The 18466-nt window shown below is 31.2% G+C and carries 21 protein-coding genes; 4 read left to right on the top strand and 17 right to left on the bottom strand.

The features are described 5' to 3' along the window. Window positions 1–99: 99 nt before the first annotated feature. The 3 genes from ACJDU8_RS16970 to ACJDU8_RS16960 form a co-directional block, all read right to left on the bottom strand. Window positions 100–810 carry a stage II sporulation protein M gene (locus ACJDU8_RS16970; protein ID WP_406793341.1) on the bottom strand — a complete coding sequence of 237 codons (711 nt, stop codon included), beginning with the start codon at window positions 808–810 and terminating at the stop codon, window positions 100–102. A gap of 498 nt (window positions 811–1308) precedes the next feature. Beyond that, the gene (locus ACJDU8_RS16965) at window positions 1309–1749 is read right to left on the bottom strand and encodes a hypothetical protein (RefSeq protein ID WP_406793340.1); all 441 of its coding nucleotides are present in this window, start codon (window positions 1747–1749) and stop codon (window positions 1309–1311) included. 253 nt (window positions 1750–2002) lie between these two features. Further along, window positions 2003–2377 carry a hypothetical protein gene (locus ACJDU8_RS16960; RefSeq protein ID WP_406793339.1) on the bottom strand — a complete coding sequence of 125 codons (375 nt, stop codon included), beginning with the start codon at window positions 2375–2377 and terminating at the stop codon, window positions 2003–2005. Window positions 2378–2623: 246 nt separating this feature from the next. Between ACJDU8_RS16960 and ACJDU8_RS16955 the strand changes: the two genes are divergently transcribed. Further along, window positions 2624–2815, top strand: a complete 192-nt coding sequence (locus tag ACJDU8_RS16955; protein WP_406793352.1) for an IS1/IS1595 family N-terminal zinc-binding domain-containing protein — start codon at window positions 2624–2626, stop codon at window positions 2813–2815. A 257-nt stretch (window positions 2816–3072) separates the two neighbouring features. On the opposite strand, the gene ACJDU8_RS16950 is transcribed toward ACJDU8_RS16955, so the two are convergent. Further along, window positions 3073–4344, bottom strand: a complete 1272-nt coding sequence (locus ACJDU8_RS16950) for a sensor histidine kinase (protein WP_406793338.1) — start codon at window positions 4342–4344, stop codon at window positions 3073–3075. Then, complete coding sequence (locus tag ACJDU8_RS16945; protein ID WP_406793337.1) at window positions 4341–5087, bottom strand: LytR/AlgR family response regulator transcription factor; 747 nt, start codon at window positions 5085–5087, stop codon at window positions 4341–4343. The genes ACJDU8_RS16950 and ACJDU8_RS16945 overlap by 4 nt, the downstream gene beginning before the upstream one ends. A gap of 646 nt (window positions 5088–5733) precedes the next feature. Between ACJDU8_RS16945 and ACJDU8_RS16940 the strand changes: the two genes are divergently transcribed. Together ACJDU8_RS16940 and ACJDU8_RS16935 are read left to right on the top strand one after the other, a co-directional pair. Continuing rightward, window positions 5734–6168, top strand: a complete 435-nt coding sequence (locus tag ACJDU8_RS16940) for a MarR family winged helix-turn-helix transcriptional regulator (RefSeq protein WP_406793336.1) — start codon at window positions 5734–5736, stop codon at window positions 6166–6168. Between the two features lie 72 nt (window positions 6169–6240). Continuing rightward, entirely contained in the window at window positions 6241–7389 is a 1149-nt protein-coding gene (locus ACJDU8_RS16935; RefSeq protein ID WP_406793351.1) for an MFS transporter, read from the top strand. A gap of 76 nt (window positions 7390–7465) precedes the next feature. Here ACJDU8_RS16935 and ACJDU8_RS16930 read toward each other — a convergent pair whose 3' ends face one another. Genes ACJDU8_RS16930 through ACJDU8_RS16920 form a run of 3 tightly spaced genes read right to left on the bottom strand, consistent with a single transcriptional unit; the run spans window position 7466 to window position 9223 of the window. Continuing rightward, window positions 7466–8212 carry a site-2 protease family protein gene (locus ACJDU8_RS16930; protein WP_406793335.1) on the bottom strand — a complete coding sequence of 249 codons (747 nt, stop codon included), beginning with the start codon at window positions 8210–8212 and terminating at the stop codon, window positions 7466–7468. Beyond that, window positions 8197–8421 (bottom strand): hypothetical protein, encoded by a 225-nt coding sequence (locus tag ACJDU8_RS16925; protein ID WP_406793334.1) that lies wholly within the window; start codon window positions 8419–8421, stop codon window positions 8197–8199. Before ACJDU8_RS16925 ends, ACJDU8_RS16930 begins: the two co-directional genes overlap by 16 nt. Window position 8422: 1 nt before the next feature. Continuing rightward, window positions 8423–9223 carry a hypothetical protein gene (locus ACJDU8_RS16920; RefSeq protein ID WP_406793333.1) on the bottom strand — a complete coding sequence of 267 codons (801 nt, stop codon included), beginning with the start codon at window positions 9221–9223 and terminating at the stop codon, window positions 8423–8425. Window positions 9224–9412: 189 nt separating this feature from the next. On the opposite strand from ACJDU8_RS16920, the gene ACJDU8_RS16915 reads away from it, so the two are divergent. Next, window positions 9413–10354 carry a 3'-5' exoribonuclease YhaM family protein gene (locus ACJDU8_RS16915; RefSeq protein ID WP_406793332.1) on the top strand — a complete coding sequence of 314 codons (942 nt, stop codon included), beginning with the start codon at window positions 9413–9415 and terminating at the stop codon, window positions 10352–10354. A gap of 145 nt (window positions 10355–10499) precedes the next feature. Here ACJDU8_RS16915 and ACJDU8_RS16910 read toward each other — a convergent pair whose 3' ends face one another. The 9 genes from ACJDU8_RS16910 to anfD form a co-directional block, all read right to left on the bottom strand. Further along, window positions 10500–10790 (bottom strand): GNAT family N-acetyltransferase, encoded by a 291-nt coding sequence (locus ACJDU8_RS16910; protein WP_406793331.1) that lies wholly within the window; start codon window positions 10788–10790, stop codon window positions 10500–10502. Between the two features lie 224 nt (window positions 10791–11014). Continuing rightward, window positions 11015–11479, bottom strand: a complete 465-nt coding sequence (ahbB, locus tag ACJDU8_RS16905; RefSeq protein ID WP_406793330.1) for a siroheme decarboxylase subunit beta — start codon at window positions 11477–11479, stop codon at window positions 11015–11017. A gap of 4 nt (window positions 11480–11483) precedes the next feature. Further along, entirely contained in the window at window positions 11484–11939 is a 456-nt protein-coding gene (gene ahbA, locus ACJDU8_RS16900) for a siroheme decarboxylase subunit alpha (RefSeq protein ID WP_406793329.1), read from the bottom strand. Between the two features lie 2 nt (window positions 11940–11941). Continuing rightward, window positions 11942–12931, bottom strand: a complete 990-nt coding sequence (gene nirJ2, locus ACJDU8_RS16895) for a putative heme d1 biosynthesis radical SAM protein NirJ2 (RefSeq protein ID WP_406793328.1) — start codon at window positions 12929–12931, stop codon at window positions 11942–11944. Between the two features lie 14 nt (window positions 12932–12945). Next, window positions 12946–14124 (bottom strand): putative heme d1 biosynthesis radical SAM protein NirJ1, encoded by a 1179-nt coding sequence (nirJ1, locus tag ACJDU8_RS16890; protein ID WP_406793327.1) that lies wholly within the window; start codon window positions 14122–14124, stop codon window positions 12946–12948. Window positions 14125–14157: 33 nt separating this feature from the next. Further along, entirely contained in the window at window positions 14158–14706 is a 549-nt protein-coding gene (locus tag ACJDU8_RS16885) for a pyridoxamine 5'-phosphate oxidase family protein (protein ID WP_406793326.1), read from the bottom strand. A gap of 76 nt (window positions 14707–14782) precedes the next feature. Continuing rightward, window positions 14783–16171 carry a Fe-only nitrogenase subunit beta gene (anfK, locus tag ACJDU8_RS16880; RefSeq protein ID WP_406793325.1) on the bottom strand — a complete coding sequence of 463 codons (1389 nt, stop codon included), beginning with the start codon at window positions 16169–16171 and terminating at the stop codon, window positions 14783–14785. Window positions 16172–16185: 14 nt separating this feature from the next. After that, a complete protein-coding gene (anfG, locus tag ACJDU8_RS16875) occupies window positions 16186–16536 on the bottom strand; it encodes a Fe-only nitrogenase subunit delta (protein WP_406793324.1) in 351 nt (116 codons plus the stop codon). Between the two features lie 15 nt (window positions 16537–16551). Further along, entirely contained in the window at window positions 16552–18117 is a 1566-nt protein-coding gene (gene anfD, locus ACJDU8_RS16870; protein ID WP_406793323.1) for a nitrogenase iron-iron protein, alpha chain, read from the bottom strand. Window positions 18118–18466: the final 349 nt, after the last annotated feature.

Genomic DNA, 18466 nt, shown 5'->3' with positions numbered 1-18466 from the left:
TCTCAGACATTTATTTTCGTTCTAAAGAAAAAGTTGCAGATAAAACTAAAAAGGTTTTTCTATTTTAACATAATTCTTAGTTAAAACAAAGATAATAAATTATTTTATCAAACGTAACAATTCAGGTGTTATAAAAGTCTCTATTAATGCAGCAGCAACTAATAAAGGTATTATAATAAGTACATATGATTGTATGATTTCAGGGATAATATCTTTTAAGTACACATTATAATCATATTTGTGAGGATTAGATTCCGAAGAATATATATTTATAGACATATTATTATAATCAATATTTTGTGTTTTAGGAATATTTACTTTAAGTGATATATTTTTTTTATTGTTATTTTTCCTAAATATAGAAACATTTTTTGTGATATAAATTCCCATACTAGAAGCATATAATAGTGCAAACATTTCAAATACTCCATGTGGAATAATTCCTAATAATATAAACAACAATACATTTTTGCTGTTTATTTCAAGTATTGCAATTAGCACACCAGTTATAAATCCATTATAAATTGGTACCAATGCAGGTAAATATAGAACTGGAATTAATCCAATAATAACTGCTACAACACTAACCTTTAAATTATTTAGAAGAATGATTAGAAAATCTTTCAACGGAGTTTCTGTATTTTTTACATCAAATGATAACTCTTTTGAATTTGTAATGTAATGAGTGTGGTAATTTAAAAATAATTGGGCTAGAAATGCTGAAACTATAAACAACGCTAACATTACTATAAATATCTTATAAAGCTTTTTGATAAAAATTTTTAAATTATATAAATTAATAAATTTCATGAATATTCCCCTTGACCATTATTTATTAACTTGTTGAATAACAATAATTATAAAATAGAACAAGTTACCACTTTATAATATAATGTTTTCGTGGAAAACCAGAGAGATATCAGTGGAGGATGACTTCAGTTATGATTATAACATTAAATATTGACAGCCAAAAGCGTTGAGTCATTTACCGATGAGCTTAGATATAAGAATGCTTCATTTCGTGAATCTCCAATAGGTAATAATTTATATAAACATAAAATAAAAATGAAACAACTATTTTCTGTACTTAAGGGTTTGTATAACATAAAAAACCCAATGCTCTATAGTCAAAAACACTATGAATGCCATATTAAATGGTTTTCCTGTCATAACTAATAGATGAATTCAATAAAAAAGAACAAGGAATAACATCAAGAAAATATCCTTGGAATATTCAAAGATTCTAACAATAACCCACTTAATATAGCAAAAGCAGCAATATTAAATATTGCAACTTCAATCATTCATTTATTTTTGTAATCTTTCAAGTATCTTTTCTACATAGTACTGTGGACCTGTTAATTCTACAGTACTATCATTGATATTCATTATTAAATATTCCGTTAAAAATGTTCTTAAGGGAGAGGATTTAAAAACCATATGGTTACTATTTATATTTTGAATAGACCAGTGCATATTTTTCATAATTTCTTGTAATTCAACTACTATATTCTCATTGGATATTTCTTTAAACATAATTTTTGTACTATATTTTTTATACCTTTTAAAGTATCCAACACTAGAACCAAGAGAAATAGAAAATGCACAAAGTGAAACCCTATCTAAAGTAATTTTTTCCTTACCATATAAAAATTTTGTTGTAATTATATAGATTAATACAACGAATATGAATGTAGTACAAAACATTTTTAACGATTTAATAAGATCATCTTTATTTACTTTATCCAAGCTTATCCCCCTTACAAATTTATTATTTCATAGAAATAACAAATAGAACAGGTTTAATTATTTCTATGAGGCCTTATCAGATTAAACTATACTATTGAATATTTTACAATTTCATCTATCAACTTGCAACTATTACAGTACAAATTGAAAAATTGAACCACTATTAATGAAAGTTTATAAAGATATAATGTGGTCCAACTTTTAATCTGTATTTTACACGTTTAAATTTATCTATCTTAGCACACTTGTACTTTTAAACAAAAGAACAATAATAGATTGTAGTACAAACATATTTAGTATGTGCTGAATCAGAATACCATTTTTGAATAACTTGGTAGTTTGTATTAGGGCTCCCATCCATACCCCATCTAGTTTCATTTGCATAAAGAGTAGGAGTGTTTAGTGCTTTATTGTTTTGAATAGTTGAAAAAATCGCTGTAGCTATGCTTTTTGCTAAGGGACTAACAGGAACTTTCTCTACTAGATAATTAGTTAAACCAGTGAGGCCAATAGATAAAACAAAACTTTGTAAAACATAACTCCTATTAGTAGACGATATATAGGTATTGTATTGTGACCTAGTGCCTACTATTGGCGTGTTATACTGATAAAGCCAAGTAGAAATCATTGGGCTTGGTCCAACTTGTTGATTGTTTGCAGCAGAAGCCGCAACTGATTTCGGAGAAAAGCAAGTAAGAGAAGTTGTTAATAGCATTACACAACAGAAAAACGCAAATAATTTCTTTTCATTTTGTTACCCCCTAATATATTTTTGATTTTGTTAAGTTAATATTGTCATACAACCGCCTCATTTAGAAGTTATACTATAAGTAAAAGATAAACTATATCTCCTTAAAAGGAGTGATTGATATGAATAATTATAAATATTTTTGAAAATATTATTTGTCCTCGTTGTTTTTCAAATGATGTTTATAAATTTGGTAGAGACAACTATAGATTTCAAAAATATCAATGTAAGCATTATAAGCGACAATTTATCTTAGAGAAATCATCTAAAATTTCTAAAGGATATCCTAGATGCCCTATTTGCCATAAATCAACTTAACAGATTCAGTATTAGCAATCTAAAAAATTTACATGATTTTATTACTATATAAGATGACTGCCATACTTAAGATTATATGGATATATATTTCATATTCAATACAAAAAGCACGAAACAGCCTATTTCATGCACGAAAAACATATTACTACCTTTTAATAATTTTTCATGCTTAAAAAACACCATTTCATGCTTTTTGTATTTACATTCTTTACAAATTATAGTACCGTAAATATTTCAAATAATCCCTAAATAAAAATTCATATGGAATAAAACGTTATCCTAAAAATCACATTTTCATCTTCTATTAAAACTTCAATCTTACCTTTATACTTCTGCACTATCTTTTTTACATTGTATAATCCATATCCATGTCCATCTTCTTTTTTAGTAGTAAAACCCTTGTGAAAAATATTTGGAATAACTTTTTCAAACATTTCAGGTTTGGTATTGACTACCTCTATATACTTTTCCTTCTCATTTTGTGCTATTTTTAAATATACATTTTTCTTACCTGATTCCATATCCATTACAGCGTGAAAGGCATTGTCAATCAAATTATTTAACACTTCTGACAGTTCATATCCTCTTAATGGAAATTTTATGGTATTATCTTCAACGTTAAAAGAAAAATTAATATTTTTTTGTTTTGCTTCTCTAACTTTTACATAAATTATTGCAGCAAAAACTTTGCTGCCCATATATATATATTCTTCAGTGTCTGAAAGAGAGTTCTGCAGGGATTCCAAATAATTTTTCAGTTCATATCTTAACTCTTTTTCATCATAAGTTAATACTATTCCATATATAGTTGTGAAATGATTTTTAAAATCATGCTGTCGTCTTCTTATTTCATCTATTAAGTTTAAGATTATAGGATTATATTTATTATAGGTTTCAAGTGCTCTTTTATGTTCTATAATATTTTCATTATAAATAATAAATATTAAGTTTAAAACGCACAATACAACTGGTACTATAATAAAAACAAATGCATTTTGTAATATAATATATTTGTTATTTTCCCAAATTATCTTTGCTATAATGCTATAGATAATCAGATTTACTAATAAAAAATAGAGTTTATCCATTCTTTTATACATATTAAGAATCACTTTATGGGGCATCCAAAAATAAATACAGCTGCATAAAAGTATCATTATTATATTAGTTAAAGTGTAATCAAAGAATTCATTATTGAATATTTCAGACATATTAAATATGATTACAGCATTATCCATAAGTAATTCTATTAGCATAATAAATACCATTATAAAGATAACTTCCATTAACAATTCTTTTATATTCTTTTTATAAAAGAACATAAGCATAAAGAACAGTGAAAGAAAATTAATAAACATTGCTAGCCATGCTGAAAAAGGATTAGTGAGCACTACAACTATACTTGTTAATACAATAATAACAAAACTTTTTATAAGCTTATTTTTACACTGCTTATTAAAAGTATTGAACAATATAAGAGTACTAACTAATTCTGTAAAAGTGCTAAAAAAAAGCTCATAATTGTTCACATTATACCTCCAGAATTATCTTTAAATTCCTTGAGTACATCACCTTTGAATTTATTTCCCATAGGTACATGTTCTTTATAGTTTTCAAATTGTATGTTCCATGGATATGTAGTTTTATCAATGAATTTTACTAATTTTAAGTTGACAATATAGGATTTATGCACTTGAATAAAATTGAAATACTTCATCTGTTCTTTTATTTTCCTTAAGGAAGTATTTTTTGCTTCGTATTTTCCAGTTTTAGCGTGTATAATAAAAGTTCTCAAATATACTTCAATAAAAATAATGTCATCAACACAAAGCTTAAGAAGAATTCCTCTTATATTAAATACTATATATTTTTTTTCAACAATTAATTGTGTATCTGCTGGTTTATTATTTGCCAAAAGGGTTAATGTAACTTCATTTACCTTTTCTTTTTCATAAGGTTTCATAATATAATCATAACAATGGATTTCTTTGAATGCTTCTAACATGTGTTTTACATAAGTAGTTATAAATACAATCCATGTTAATCTATACTTATTTATCTTCCTGATTTTTTTTGCAAAATCCAATCCCGAGGAATTTTTCAAACTTATATCTACATAAAATAAGGAGATTTCTTTTTTATCTGCAATTTCTAGTCCCTCTTTTTCGTTATCTGCTTCATAAACAATGAAGTGCTTGTCTATTTTTTGTATTATTTCAACTAAAATTTTTCTTTGAATTGGGTCATCTTCTAATACCAATATATTAATCATAAGCCACCTCACTATAAAAATTATAACTTTAATATCCATTATGGTAATTATTCTACAAAAAAGTATAAAACCCTCTGTATAATAATGTAATTAATTGATTTTTTATAGTAAAAGCTCAAAAAAAAGCCCCTAACATGTTTATATCTTTTTAGGAGGATTTTTACATCCTTGTTAGGGGTTAATATTATTATAGCACTTCCATATAAAATATTCCATTGTTGCTAAAAAATATGATAGTTGCAAACAAAAGTCATAAATATATAGATAAACCTAATTCCAATTTAGCCTATTTTTTAATTAATTGATAAAATTCACTGTAAAATTAGAGGATAATAATTTTCATTCTTAAATATTAATAATCTAATATTATTCAATTGTTTTAGTTTCTACAACATTAACACCTGCAGTAATTTAAATATAACTATTGAAATATACATAAGAAAGTGTTTATAATTAATTGTTATACAAATTATTTGTATACTAAATTTATTCAAACACGGCAATTAGCTAATACTCCATCTTTCTCAAAGTTGTAGGATAAGAGGTGCTGTGCACCTGGATAAGTTCTTTCCCTAAAGGGTAACGTATTCTAAATGCTAAAGACGCTAAGAATACTATTAATAAGGTTCAAATGGAGGTAGATAATATGTTTCAATCTTATGATCAGGATATTGGAATGTTAACAAACAAAACTACTAAAAAATTAATGCATTATATTAACAGCAAATTAAAAAAATTTCATCTTACAACTGAGCAATGGGCAGTACTCATGAATTTATCAAAAAAAAATAAAATAAACCAAAAGCTTTTAGCAGAAATTTCAGATAAGGATCAGCCTACATTAACTAGAATACTTGATATACTGGAAAGGAAAAAATTTATTGAAAGACATTCCTGTAAAGAAGACAGGCGTTCCTTTGTAATACATATAACAGAAGATGGTTTAAATATTTGCAAAAAAGTTGCCCCATTTTTGGAGGAAATATTTAAAGACATACTTAAGGATATATCCTATGAGAATTTAGAAATATACAGTGAAGTTCTCTTGCAAATTAATAAAAATATAATCAATCTACAATAATAAGGAGGAATTTTTTTGGAAGTTAAAGTTCAATCAACATCCATAAAGCTATGGAGTAAAAGTTATGTACTAATGTTATTTTCAAATTTATTTATATATTTAGGTTTCTATATGCTTGTACCCACTTTACCTGCATATGCCAAGGTCTGTGGAGGAAGTAATTTTGAAGCAAGTCTTGTGGTAAGTACTTTCTCAATAACTTCCTTACTCATTAGACTAATTTCAGGCAGTATAATGGACAAAATTGAAATCAAACCTTTACTTTTATTAGGTGCTATAATACTCAGTGTGACTACACTGTCTTATGTTTGGCTTCCTGTAAATGCAATAATATTTGTCCGCATTATACAAGGAATAGGATGGGGTCTTGCTTCTACAGGTACCGCTGCAATTTTTTCTAACATTATACCTAAAGAAAAACGTGGTGAAGGCATGGGCTATTATTCACTTTCCATGATAATATCTATGGCTTTATCCCCCATAGTTGCAATAGTGCTAATGAATTTATATAGTTTTAAAAATATTGCCTTTATATCCATAGCCTTAGTAGCCACTGGCATGATATTTCTCAGTCAAGTTAAAATACCTAAAAAAATTGCTCCAGAATCTAAATCAAAGAAAATTTTTTCACTGACAGACTCTTTTGAAAAAAAAGCTGCCCTGCCCTCTTTATTGTGTTTTCTTCTAGTGATTACATTATGCGGAATTATGAGCTATATAATGTTATATGGTAGAGAATTGAACATATCTTCTATATGGATTTATTTTATTGGATTTGTTGCAATGATTTTAGTAACACGACCTTTGGTAGGAAAAGTATTCGATAAAAAAGGACATACTGTAATAATAATTCCAGGTTCCATTTCTCTTATTATAGGTCTTATATTATTATCCTATGCAAATTCAGTCCCATCACTTATAGTATCTTCTCTATTTTACGGACTTGGATATGGTGCTGTACAACCTTCCCTGCAGGCCTGGACAGTAAATCGTTCTCCACACAATCGGAAAGGAGCAGCTAACGGAACCTTTTTATCCTCCATGGATTTATCTTATACATTAGGTGCCATTCTTCTAAGCTTTATTGCCCAACATAAAAGTTATGCTTTTATGTATAGATTTTCTAACATATTTATAATCCTACTTTTAGCTGTGTATTTATATAACCTTTTCACAAGTAATACTCACAAAGAAAAATATTTAGAAAAAGTAGTATCTTAAAATATATAAATCACCTCTGGCAAAACTTGCCCCATCTATAGGAATGGGGCTTTTTATAACTTATTATAATAAATATTTACTTAACAATCATGTTTTGATGAACACCATGAACATATGCTATTCCCATTCCAAGAAATAAAATTAATCCAAAATACATCAGTGCAAATACTAATCTTTTAGATGGCTCTACTTCATAATAAGCTTTATTAGGATTTTTATGTTGCTCAACAACTTGAAAAATTCCAAGTATAAGCAGCAGTAAAATTATAGGATTAAAAAATTCAAATAGAGCAATTACAGTAATAGGTATTCCTATGAACCATAACTTAGGAGATATTGCCGATACAATTCTACCCCCATCAAGAGGATGCAAAGGTATAAGGTTAAACAAGTTCAATATAAATCCTGTATAAGCCAGAGCCATAAAAAAATTTTCCTTAAGTAAAAAATATAATGCAAAACAAATTAATGCTCCCAGGCTGCCAATTAAAGGTCCTCCTATTGCTACCTCAGCTTCCATTACTGCATCTTTAGGTTTTTCCTTCATATTTATTAAAGCCCCCACAAACGGGATGAACAGAGAAAGTGTTACATCTAGTTTAACAACTTTAGCACTTAAATAATGTCCCATTTCATGAACCAACAATAATATTACAAAACCAATGCCAAATGCCCAACCATAAATTTTTGCATACACTAAAATCATTAATAACATGGATATTAAAGTTGAAGCAAATTTACTTACCTTTAAGAGTATTAATAAAAACTTAAACTTTGTCAAAATAAGTATGAGCACAGTCTTAAATTTTATAAGTACTGCCATAATAACTCCGAGTATACCCAAAATTCCTTTTTTATTCCTTTTTTATTCTTTTTTCCTTCTGATTTTACTGGCAAATTGCCTTTTTTATTTTCTATATCATTATTAGCTATATAATTTTCTATGCCACCATCAACTATATATTTATCTATATCATTATCTTTATCTATGTCCAAAACAAAATCATTTTTTTCCTTTTCATGCTTATCCATATTATCTCCTTATACTAACTAAAATTAAGCTTATTAGATATGTTATTACAGAAAGTATTACAGCTATACCTAAAAATCCTGTTATCATGATATTATACTTTATTAAATTAAAAGACATGAAATATTTTGATAAATTCAAAGCATTAAATCCAAGCAATATTAAAAATATAGATAACAATCCTCTAGAAGCTCCCTCTATATCAGCAGAACTTAGTGAGATATGAGACGATATGCATATAGCTATAAATAAAAATATGTAAAAATATATGTTTTCAAAATTTTTTACTGAAAAAATAATTTTTATCAACCCTGCATAAGAATTCAATATTGTCTCTACTGTATTTTTATTAAGTACTGCCGTATGCAAACTTCTTATTAATATACCAATAAACTTTTCATAAGCCTGTGGTATTATAACTCTCATCAGCATAACAATTGAAAAGATCCCTCCAAATATAGGTGCTATGCCTATGAAAAAATTTCCTATCTGCTGGTAAATGCTGCCCTTACTATAGCTGTGTTGTACATACCCCATTACCCCATTCACATCTGGTTTTTGCAGCAATTTTATTTTACTTATCTTATGTCTAAATAATAAAGCAAAAATAGCATGACTCAATTCATGTATTGGGACTCCAATACATCCTGTTACCATTAACGCCTTACTCCCAAAGCTCCTCTGGAAATTTTTTATAGAATTATTTCTTAATATTCCCAGAAGTAATCCAACTAAAATTATTATTCCTATGAGATATGCAGTTTCTATACAGGTTTTAATTAACAATTGAATTGCAAACATCATTTTATGTACTACCTTTCCTTAATTTATGTTATTCATGCACAATAAGTTCAAATACATTATTATATTATAGTATAATTAATATAGAAAAAATAGAAAATTCAACTTAGGGTATAATATTAAATATATATAATACTTGATATCATTATAATCCTTAATCATATAAAATTAAATGAAAGAAGGGTACATTAAATGAAAATTAAGGACTTAATTCATAATAAACCTAATGATATTTTTCTTATGGTAAATGAAATAGAAGAGGGCGTTACTTCTAACAATTCACCCTACATTAAATTTACTTTTACTGATGGGAAAGATTCCATTAAAGGGATTATGTGGGACAAAAGTATTGCAGATATTTCTCCTATTTCCTCTGGCAGCCTTATAAAAATAAGAGCCATTCCTAAAACTTACAGGAGTGCTTTGCAACTTACTGTGTCACAATGCAGATTGACTACCAAAGATGATACTGTAAGTATAGAGGATTTTGTAAAAACTTCTCCTGTAAAACCTATAGACATATATAATGAACTTGTAACAGAAGTATCTCATTTTAAAAATGAAAACTTTAAAAAAGTGGTTGTAAAACTTTTAGAGGACAATAAAGACAAACTTCTATACTATCCTGCTGCAAAAGTTGTACATCACGCCATACAAGGAGGTCTTTTGTATCATATCTACAGGATGTATAAAAGCGGCCTAGCCCTGGCAGACATATATGAATATGAAATAAATAAGGAACTTTTCATCTCAGGCATTATACTCCATGATATAGGTAAATTGAATGAACTAAGTTCTAATACATACGGCGTAGTAGAAGATTATTCTACGGAAGGCAAATTACTGGGTCATATAGTACAAGGAGTAATTATGCTCCACGATGCAGCCCGGGAATTAAATATTGCCATGGAGGATGAACTAGTTTTGAAACATATGCTTATCTCCCACCATGGCTCAGAAGAAAACGGTTCCCCCAGAAAACCAATGATTTTGGAAGCTCAATTATTAAATAAAATAGATGAAATTGATGCTATCATATATCAATTTCAGGATACTTTAGGTGACTTAGAAAAAGGAACATTCAGTGAAAACAAATTTTTCTTGAAAAATATTCAAATATATAAGCATTATTAACTTAAAAAATACTCAATGAATGGGATTGTAGCTAATTACCCCACTGGGATAAAAATGACGCACCTAGACTTTACCTACATAAAGTCCAGGTGCGTTCAGGCTAATTTTTATTAACTTTACACAAAATTTTCTACCCGTCAGCTATCTAAATGCTCACGGAATTATCCAATACATTTTCATATTCCTTATTTTTCGCAAATTCTTTTTTTGCAAATTCACATACTGGTATAACCTTTTTATTCTCTTCCCTTGCAAAATCAACAACTCTCTTAACTAACTTTTTAGCTGCCCCTTGACCTTTTAATTTTTCTGACACATAAGTATGGGTAACTGTTATTGCATCTTTATTAAAATCATCCAGCAATATTTCAGCCAAAGGTTCTTTTTCTTCATATCCTATATAAAATTTATTTGTACCTTTTCTTATCTCCATCATAACAAAACCTCTCTCTACATAAATTTGTTAATTACAATTTTATAACAATAATTACATTATTGCAATTAAACACTTTAGACATCTCGAAAAAAATAATCAGCCAGTCTATAGGTTTATTTACTATTTAGTTTTTAGTGTTTCAATTATTTTTATTCAGAAAACTTATTTGCATATTAGATATCTTAGTTTCACATGATGAAATAAAAAAATGGATCACTTTATTATTAATAAAAATATTTCATACTGCTTTTTTTTAATTCTCTAGTGCTGTATAGGACTTCATATTTATCTATGTTTACACAAGCTGAAATCTGTGAAATAATATTGTCACATTGTTCAAAAGTTTTGGAATGTACCATAGTATAAATATTATAATTCCAATTTGATAAAACTTCGCGCCGATAACAATGGCTTACTTCTGAAAAAGAAATCATTATATCTGTTACTTCTTTAATTCTACACTCTGGAATATTCCACACAACCATAGCATTGGCTTTAAATCCAGCAGTCCGGTGATATAATATAGCGCCTATTCTCCGTAATACTTTTTTATTATTTAATTCTTTCAATCTACTTAATAATTCTTCCTCGCAAATCCCCAATTCATCTGCAATATGCTTATAGGGCTGGAGAACTAAGGGCAGATCCTCTTGAAGCTTAAGGATAATAGCCTTATCTAGCAAATCCATACACCTATACTCCTTTTACGTTGAAATTTACTTTTATTTTAAAAGTATTTAAGGAAGTTAAAATCATTATATCATTAATTGTTGTGCTGTTTTTTATTTCTTCAATGGTATCTTCAATGCTTTGGCTGGAGGGTGCTGTTAATGTAAACCACATGTTATATTTATGTATTCTTAAATAATTATGAGTGACACCGCTATAATTATTTATTATAGCTGCCACTTCTTCAATTCTGTCTTTTGGAACTTCCATTGCACACAAGGTACTTGTATAACCTAATTTACTTGAATCAAAGACCCCTCCTAATCTGCGAATATAACCTGATTCCTTAAAACCTTTTACAAGTTCTATAACCTCTTCTTCAGTCATGTCTAATTTATTTGCCAGAGTTAAGAAAGGTCTTGATTCTACAGGAAAGTCATTTTGTATAATATTTAGTAAATCCATAACCTTTTGTTCCATGACTAACCTCTCCCATCATAGATACATAAACTTTCTTCTGCCATATAATCACCATTGTTATAAAATGCAGCCCTGGCACGGCAGCCGCCGCACAAATTCTTATATGTACAAATACCGCATTTCCCTTTGTAATCCAGTGTGCGCAGTTCCGTTAGTACACTATTATTTTTCCATATTTCATAAAAAGATTTATTTCTCACATTGTCTAGGCACATATCTAAATATGCACAAGGCTGTACATCACCTTTAGCATTAATAATGCAGTAACTTATTCCCGCTATACATCCTTTTGAAAATCTATATGAAACTCCCTTTTGTTTTGCAATTCTCATAAATTGTGGCGCACAGGTAGGTTTTACTTCTATAGATACTTCTTTTTGTTTATTAACTATGTTTGTTAAAAGTTCTTCATGCTGATGGGCATTTAAAAATTCGTGTTGAATATTTTTTGCACGGCCTGTAGGTACTATAAAGAAAATATGATGGGCAGTGGCCCCTATTTTAACAGCAAAATCTGTTATATCCAGTATTTCTTTCAAGTTCCATTCCATAACTGTGGTATGTACTTGAAAAGCTAACCCTACTTCTCTGCAGTTTCCCATTCCCTTTATGGTGTCCTGCCAACCTGTATCTAGACCTCTGAATTGGTTATGTTTATTACTATTTAAGCTGTCCAAGCTAATACCTATGCCCATAGCGCCTGCAGCTTTAAGTTTTTTTGCTGTTTCCATGGTAATTAAAGTGCCGTTACTTCCCAGTACAGGCCGCAGCTTACACTTTACCGCATGTTTTATCAGTTCAAAAATATCCCTACGCATCAAAGGTTCTCCTCCGGAAAATATCATAATTTTAAATCCGGATTTTGCTATATCTTCAATTAATTTTTTAGCTTCTACTGTATTTAGTTCTCCTTTAACCTCTGACCCGGCATCTCTATAACAATGTTTACAACTCATATTGCATTTATTTGTGGTATTCCAAGATATTATCAAAGCTGTACCTCCCCTTATTTCACCATACTAAAAATCCCTATTTCTTTATCGGTTAAATAGCAGGATGGATCAGAGGCCCAAAAGTCTCCTGTTACCGCTTCTGCCCTTACCCTGAGGTTTCCATTACAGATACTCAGCCATTTACATCTGCCGCACCTTCCTTTTAATAAGGACTTTCTATCTCTCAGACCAACAGCTAGGGAATTAGAAGGATTTTCCCATATATCACTAAATTCTCTTTCTCTTATGCTGCCGAAACTATGATGTTGGGTGAATTGATCTGCATGCACATGTCCTTTAAAATCAATATTTGCAAGAGCCATTCCCGATCTATTGCCACCATTTGTCTGTATTAAATTCCAGACCTTATCTGTTAAATGGGGATATTTTTTCTTAACTTGAAGGTATAAATAAACTGCATCCGCATGGTTACCCACAGTCAGAATCTCAACATTTTTTCCAAGCTTCACCGCCATATTCATTATAAGATCAAGAGCTTGTCTTTTTTGTTCAAAAGTAATGTCCTCCTGAGCCATGGCATTCCCCCTTCCAGAATAAGCCAAATGGTAAAAACATGCCCTTGGTATTTTCTCTTCTTTTATTAAATAGAAAATATCTTCTAACTGGTTGTAATTATTTCTGTTTATTGTAAACCTAAGTCCGACTTTTTGACCTATTTCCATACAATTTCTAATTCCCTCTAAAGACTTATTAAAACTTCCACTTACACCTCTGAACTCATCGTGCCTTATTCCTATTCCATCCAGGCTGATTCCTACATAGCTTACACCATTTCGTTTTAAATCTTCAGCTGTTTTTTTATCTATCAATGTTCCATTAGTTGAAAGTGTACTTCTAATATTATAATTTTTAGCATAGCTTATCAATTCAAATAAGTCATCCCTCATAAGTGGTTCTCCACCAGAAATAAGAAGTACCGGAACTTTTAATTTTGCCAGATCATCTATTAAATATTTTGCCTCCCTTGAATCCAGTTCTCCTTCAAATTTTCTATTTTTGGAATCCGCATAACAGTGCTTGCACTTTAGATTGCAAGTATTAGTACAATTCCATACAACTACCGGACCATTCCCTTTAGATGCACCACTCTTTTCATGACCTGCACCGGGAGCATAGCGCAGTCTGTCTCCAAAGTTTTCAGATCCACATAACAATTTAGTAATACCAAGCATTTTTTATCCCTTCTATTCCCCAAAAATATATAGTTAACTTTTATCTATACTCTTATTGTAGCTGAACATATTCTCCATATCAACCGGATTTTCCTTGGCAGTAAGATCCTCGGGATAGATACAGTAAACAGCTGCAGCATTATTATCTAGTGAAGAACGGTATTTATCCACAAATTCCGTAGAAAGAGAATTTTTAAAAAGGCCAGGTACAAATTTTTCTAAAAACTGCGTAAGTACCTGAGCTTTTTCCTCTAAATCCTGTACTAAAACCATTTTGCCGAAAATAACCACACTAAAATAAGAAGTATCACATTTACAGGGTATAGAATCAGTGACAGTTCCAAACTCTTCAAAAACCATAAAACAGACCTCTGGATTTTGTTGAAGAATATCATTTTTTTTACCGCTGCCCATACCATGTATATAAATTTTATCATTGTGGTAGATATAATTTACAGGTACGGCATAGGGTTTGCCTTTTTTGTCACACATACTTAATGTACCTGCTCTTTTTTCAATTAGAAAGTGATCAATTTTTTTCTTATTACTGCAAATTCTTTGTGTGTACCTTATTTGTTCCATAACGACTTCTCCTTTATTATTTTAATGATTCTGCCAAACCTAACAACAAATTAAGTTTGGCAGAATCTAATTTACTTTACCATACATTAAGTACCCATTCCTTATTCCTTTTATACTCCATATCTGTGAACAAGGTATTTGCCATGGCTTCAGCAAGCCATATAGCACCTGCATACCCCAGTACCGGATAACGATAAAGTCCTGCACGGTCGTAAGTTGGAAAGCCCACCCGTACCATAGGAATATTGTTATCAATGGAAATAAAACGGCCCTTGGAGTGACCCAGAATGAGATCAAGTTCAAGCCCTTTGTTTTTTATACGGTCTTCTAGTTCCCATAAATCTGCATTGGTTATGATTTCCATATTGTAATCCACATTTTCCTGAAGCTCCTTGATACGAGGGTCTTTTCCATAGGATTTGTTATCATCCCCAAGGAGAAGCAGCATAGGTTTCATTTCCATATCAAGACAGAATTGTGCAAGACCTATGACAAGATCGGCACTGCCATAAATAGCTACTTTTTTGTCTGCAAGAAACATATGCGTAAAGTCTGTCAGTGCATCGATGGCAACTCCGCGCTCATGAACCAGAGACTTCGGAATTGGCTTTCCCGTCATTTTGCTCAAATTCTTCAAAAAAGTATCTGTGTTACGAATGCCAATAGGTGTAGGACCAATAATAGATGGAACACCAAATTCCTTTTCTAGGTATTGAGCGGCTTGACCACCTTCATACCTGTTAAGTGCAATGGTTCCAATTGCATTGGCTGTTCCAGTGAGATCCTCAACTGTTGTATTACCATGAGAAACTGCATTCCCATCCGGCATTAGAGGGGAATCAAAACTTTCAATTTCGAAAAGAACAGTAGCATCCACCTGCATTTCTGATAAGAGGTGTTTCAGTGCTGTCACATCTCCAGGATTTACCCAGCCGGTAATCAGGTTGAGTTTTCCGCTTGGTTCACCTTTTTTAGCAAAATATTTTACAAAATCTTTTACCGTAATATCATATCCACTTACCATACTTCCAGTGAAACTTGGCGTATGAACTGGAACAAGATAAACTTCCCTGCCAGGAAATTTTTTCTTCAAAAGTCCCCTATTGAGTTTATTAACAACACCATCAATATCATCACCTATTATTTCTGTGGAACAGGTTGTGATAATTGGTACAACTTTTACATGGGGATATCTCATCAAAAGCACATCCACCGCTTCTTCTATACGTCTCAGAGCACCGAACACCGCAGCATCTTCGTGCAGGGAAGAAGATGCAAGCTCGAAACTTTCCTTGAAATGTTGTGAGAATAGTAAGCGGACAAACATAACACACCCCTGTCCTCCATGTACTATGCCAATACAATCCTTTATCCCTATGCTGGCATACTGGGCACCACAAGGCTGGCATGTAAATATGGGATTGATAATACCGGCACGTTCTTTTTCTTTCACTTCACAAGACATAATATCATTCCTTTCTAATAGAGTGGAACCGTAAGTTCTTTATTAAGAGAGCCTGTAATAGTTAAAAAATCCATACGATCTTTAAGTTCCTTCATCAATATTTTAATTTCTGTTTTGTCCATAGCAGCCAGCCAGGAGTAGCGGCTTTTGAAAGCGTCAGCCAGACACACCGCATCCACCCAGTAGCACTTGTCGGCTGGAGTTTCATGTTCTGCGGGTTCCTCACACAATATTTGCATGGTTTTCGTAAGTATTCCCTCATTTTGTTTTTCTCTGTCCCAAGCACGTGAATTAAATTGCCATAGACAGTTCTTCATAATATAATCAACAAGCTGTTCGATCCTATCTTTCATTACATCTTCCATAAATCATTACCTCCATTACAACGCCGAAAGCTGTTTTTTCAGTGGAAAGCTTGGGTAGGTTTTCTTGCACAACCCTGGAATAATATCATATTTACCCGTATACTCTCTCAAATTGCTTGAAGAAACTACTTCCTGACTTAAATTCACATCAGAAATCATCCTTTGTGTTAAAAATCCTGCATCTGTAGGTACTTCATCTTTGCTAATATCCAAATAGGCAAGCTGGTGAATAGGTGAATAAATAGCATTATATATATCACGTGCAAACCTGACCCATCCTTCAAATCCTTTATAAGGACCGTTGTGGTATCCATGTGCATTCAGATAGGGTACCCGTATTTTTTTGGCAACCTCTCCCGGACGTTTGCCGGTAAAAATAACATCAGGTTTCAACATCTCCATAGCCTCTAGTCCTTCAAGTTCATTTGGATCATCTATGGCCAGTGCACCTTCTTCACATCTGGCAATACCTTTTTCAAAATCTCCCTGATGGCCAAATTTTGAATACACAGACACCACTTCTACTCCCATTTCTTCATGAATTGCGTGAGCCCAATGCCAGAGTTTTGATCCTCCCGGCCAGAGACATACTTTTTTGCCTTTAAGCCGTTCCTTATACCAGTCAAGTTCCGGCTTCCATCTAGCTATTTCTTCATCGATAATGGCTTGGGCTTTATCTTCAATTCCAAAGAACAATCCAATCTTTCTAAGTGATGCCGACAGTGGTCCAAAACCAAATCCGTCGATATCAAGGCGGGGAATGCCGTATCTTTTTCTCAGTTCATTACAGATATATTCTGCAGAACGTGCACATTCAAGTACATTCAGGTGTGCCCTGTGCATACTCCTTAAATCATCATAAGACCCATTACCTGTAAAAGTAGAAAGAACCTGAACACCCATTCTCTTAAAATAATCCATCATAACTTCCTCATCACCCTGAATATTATACTCTCCCACATAATTAATAACGTAGTCACTTTTAATTTCTGGTTCAAGTGTTCCTACCTTCTGGTCGATCCAGGCGATATTGATTTTATGATGTCCCCCTGACTGGCTCGGTCCTCCAAACCCTGGAGAATTACAAACAAAAATATCTACACCGGGCATTTCTTTCATTACTTTTTGAGCAACTGCATTGATATCGTCCCCGATAAGAGCAGAAGCACAAGTTTGATAAATACACATTCGTTTAATATCTGGAAATGCTTTAAATGCCTCAATGATATTTTGTTTCAGCAGTTTTTCAGCACCAAATACAACATGCTTTTCCTTCATATCTGTGGCATAAGTATATTTAATCTGGAAGTTGTCGTTATTGCTGATATAACGTTTGGTTTGCCATGTGTCATAGGTACATCCCACAGGTCCATGACTCATATGAATGGCATCTTTCATAGGTGTACCTATAACATGTTTTGCTCCACAGTATGCACAGCCTCGTTCGGAAATAGTCCCAGGAATTGTGTTAAGATATCCCAGTGGAAGAGCATCTGTCAAATTCTCTCCAGGACCTTTTATAACAGCATGTTGTTTTCTTTCAGGAATACACTTGCTGCATTCAAATTCATGATATGGCATAATTATTTCCTCCTTATTTTTTAAAAATTATTTTCACTAATCCTCTCATAGTCTATATTTTCCCTTTAAACTAAAACATTAATTTTTTTAATTAATCATCTCCTTATACTCCTCATTTCATATACTTTTTAAAGGTGTAAACGATATTGACACTGTTTACCTTTTATGCTATACTACATGTGGTTAGAATTTAACGGATTCTAACTTATCTGTGAGTGTATCTCTTGACGTTTTTACGGACACTAAGGGGTATGCTCTTTTGTTGTTACATATTCATTTTATCTCCTCAGTAACTTCTTTAGCACATATTCTATATTGTTCTTCTTTATTAGTAAAACTACCTCTGGTA

The sequence above is a fragment of the Candidatus Clostridium eludens genome (assembly GCF_045310515.1).
Classification (GTDB): Bacteria; Bacillota; Clostridia; order Clostridiales; family Clostridiaceae; genus Clostridium_B; species Clostridium_B eludens.
The sequence above is the reverse complement of the archived record's forward strand: the minus strand, read 5'-3'. Positions and strand labels throughout refer to the sequence as shown.

Coding starts and splice junctions, on each gene's coding strand:
- ACJDU8_RS16970 (WP_406793341.1), bottom strand. CDS start 810: ATGAAATTTATTAATTTATATAATTTAAAAATTTTTATCAAAAAGCTT.
- ACJDU8_RS16960 (WP_406793339.1), bottom strand. CDS start 2,377: ATGATTTCTACTTGGCTTTATCAGTATAACACGCCAATAGTAGGCACT.
- ACJDU8_RS16945 (WP_406793337.1), bottom strand. CDS start 5,087: ATGATTAATATATTGGTATTAGAAGATGACCCAATTCAAAGAAAAATT.
- ACJDU8_RS16940 (WP_406793336.1), top strand. CDS start 5,734: ATGTTTCAATCTTATGATCAGGATATTGGAATGTTAACAAACAAAACT.
- ACJDU8_RS16935 (WP_406793351.1), top strand. CDS start 6,241: ATGTTATTTTCAAATTTATTTATATATTTAGGTTTCTATATGCTTGTA.
- ACJDU8_RS16930 (WP_406793335.1), bottom strand. CDS start 8,212: ATGGCAGTACTTATAAAATTTAAGACTGTGCTCATACTTATTTTGACA.
- ACJDU8_RS16925 (WP_406793334.1), bottom strand. CDS start 8,421: ATGGATAAGCATGAAAAGGAAAAAAATGATTTTGTTTTGGACATAGAT.
- ACJDU8_RS16920 (WP_406793333.1), bottom strand. CDS start 9,223: ATGATGTTTGCAATTCAATTGTTAATTAAAACCTGTATAGAAACTGCA.
- ACJDU8_RS16915 (WP_406793332.1), top strand. CDS start 9,413: ATGAAAATTAAGGACTTAATTCATAATAAACCTAATGATATTTTTCTT.
- ACJDU8_RS16910 (WP_406793331.1), bottom strand. CDS start 10,790: ATGATGGAGATAAGAAAAGGTACAAATAAATTTTATATAGGATATGAA.
- ahbB (WP_406793330.1), bottom strand. CDS start 11,479: ATGGATTTGCTAGATAAGGCTATTATCCTTAAGCTTCAAGAGGATCTG.
- ahbA (WP_406793329.1), bottom strand. CDS start 11,939: ATGGAACAAAAGGTTATGGATTTACTAAATATTATACAAAATGACTTT.
- nirJ1 (WP_406793327.1), bottom strand. CDS start 14,124: ATGCTTGGTATTACTAAATTGTTATGTGGATCTGAAAACTTTGGAGAC.
- ACJDU8_RS16885 (WP_406793326.1), bottom strand. CDS start 14,706: ATGGAACAAATAAGGTACACACAAAGAATTTGCAGTAATAAGAAAAAA.
- anfK (WP_406793325.1), bottom strand. CDS start 16,171: ATGTCTTGTGAAGTGAAAGAAAAAGAACGTGCCGGTATTATCAATCCC.
- anfG (WP_406793324.1), bottom strand. CDS start 16,536: ATGGAAGATGTAATGAAAGATAGGATCGAACAGCTTGTTGATTATATT.
- anfD (WP_406793323.1), bottom strand. CDS start 18,117: ATGCCATATCATGAATTTGAATGCAGCAAGTGTATTCCTGAAAGAAAA.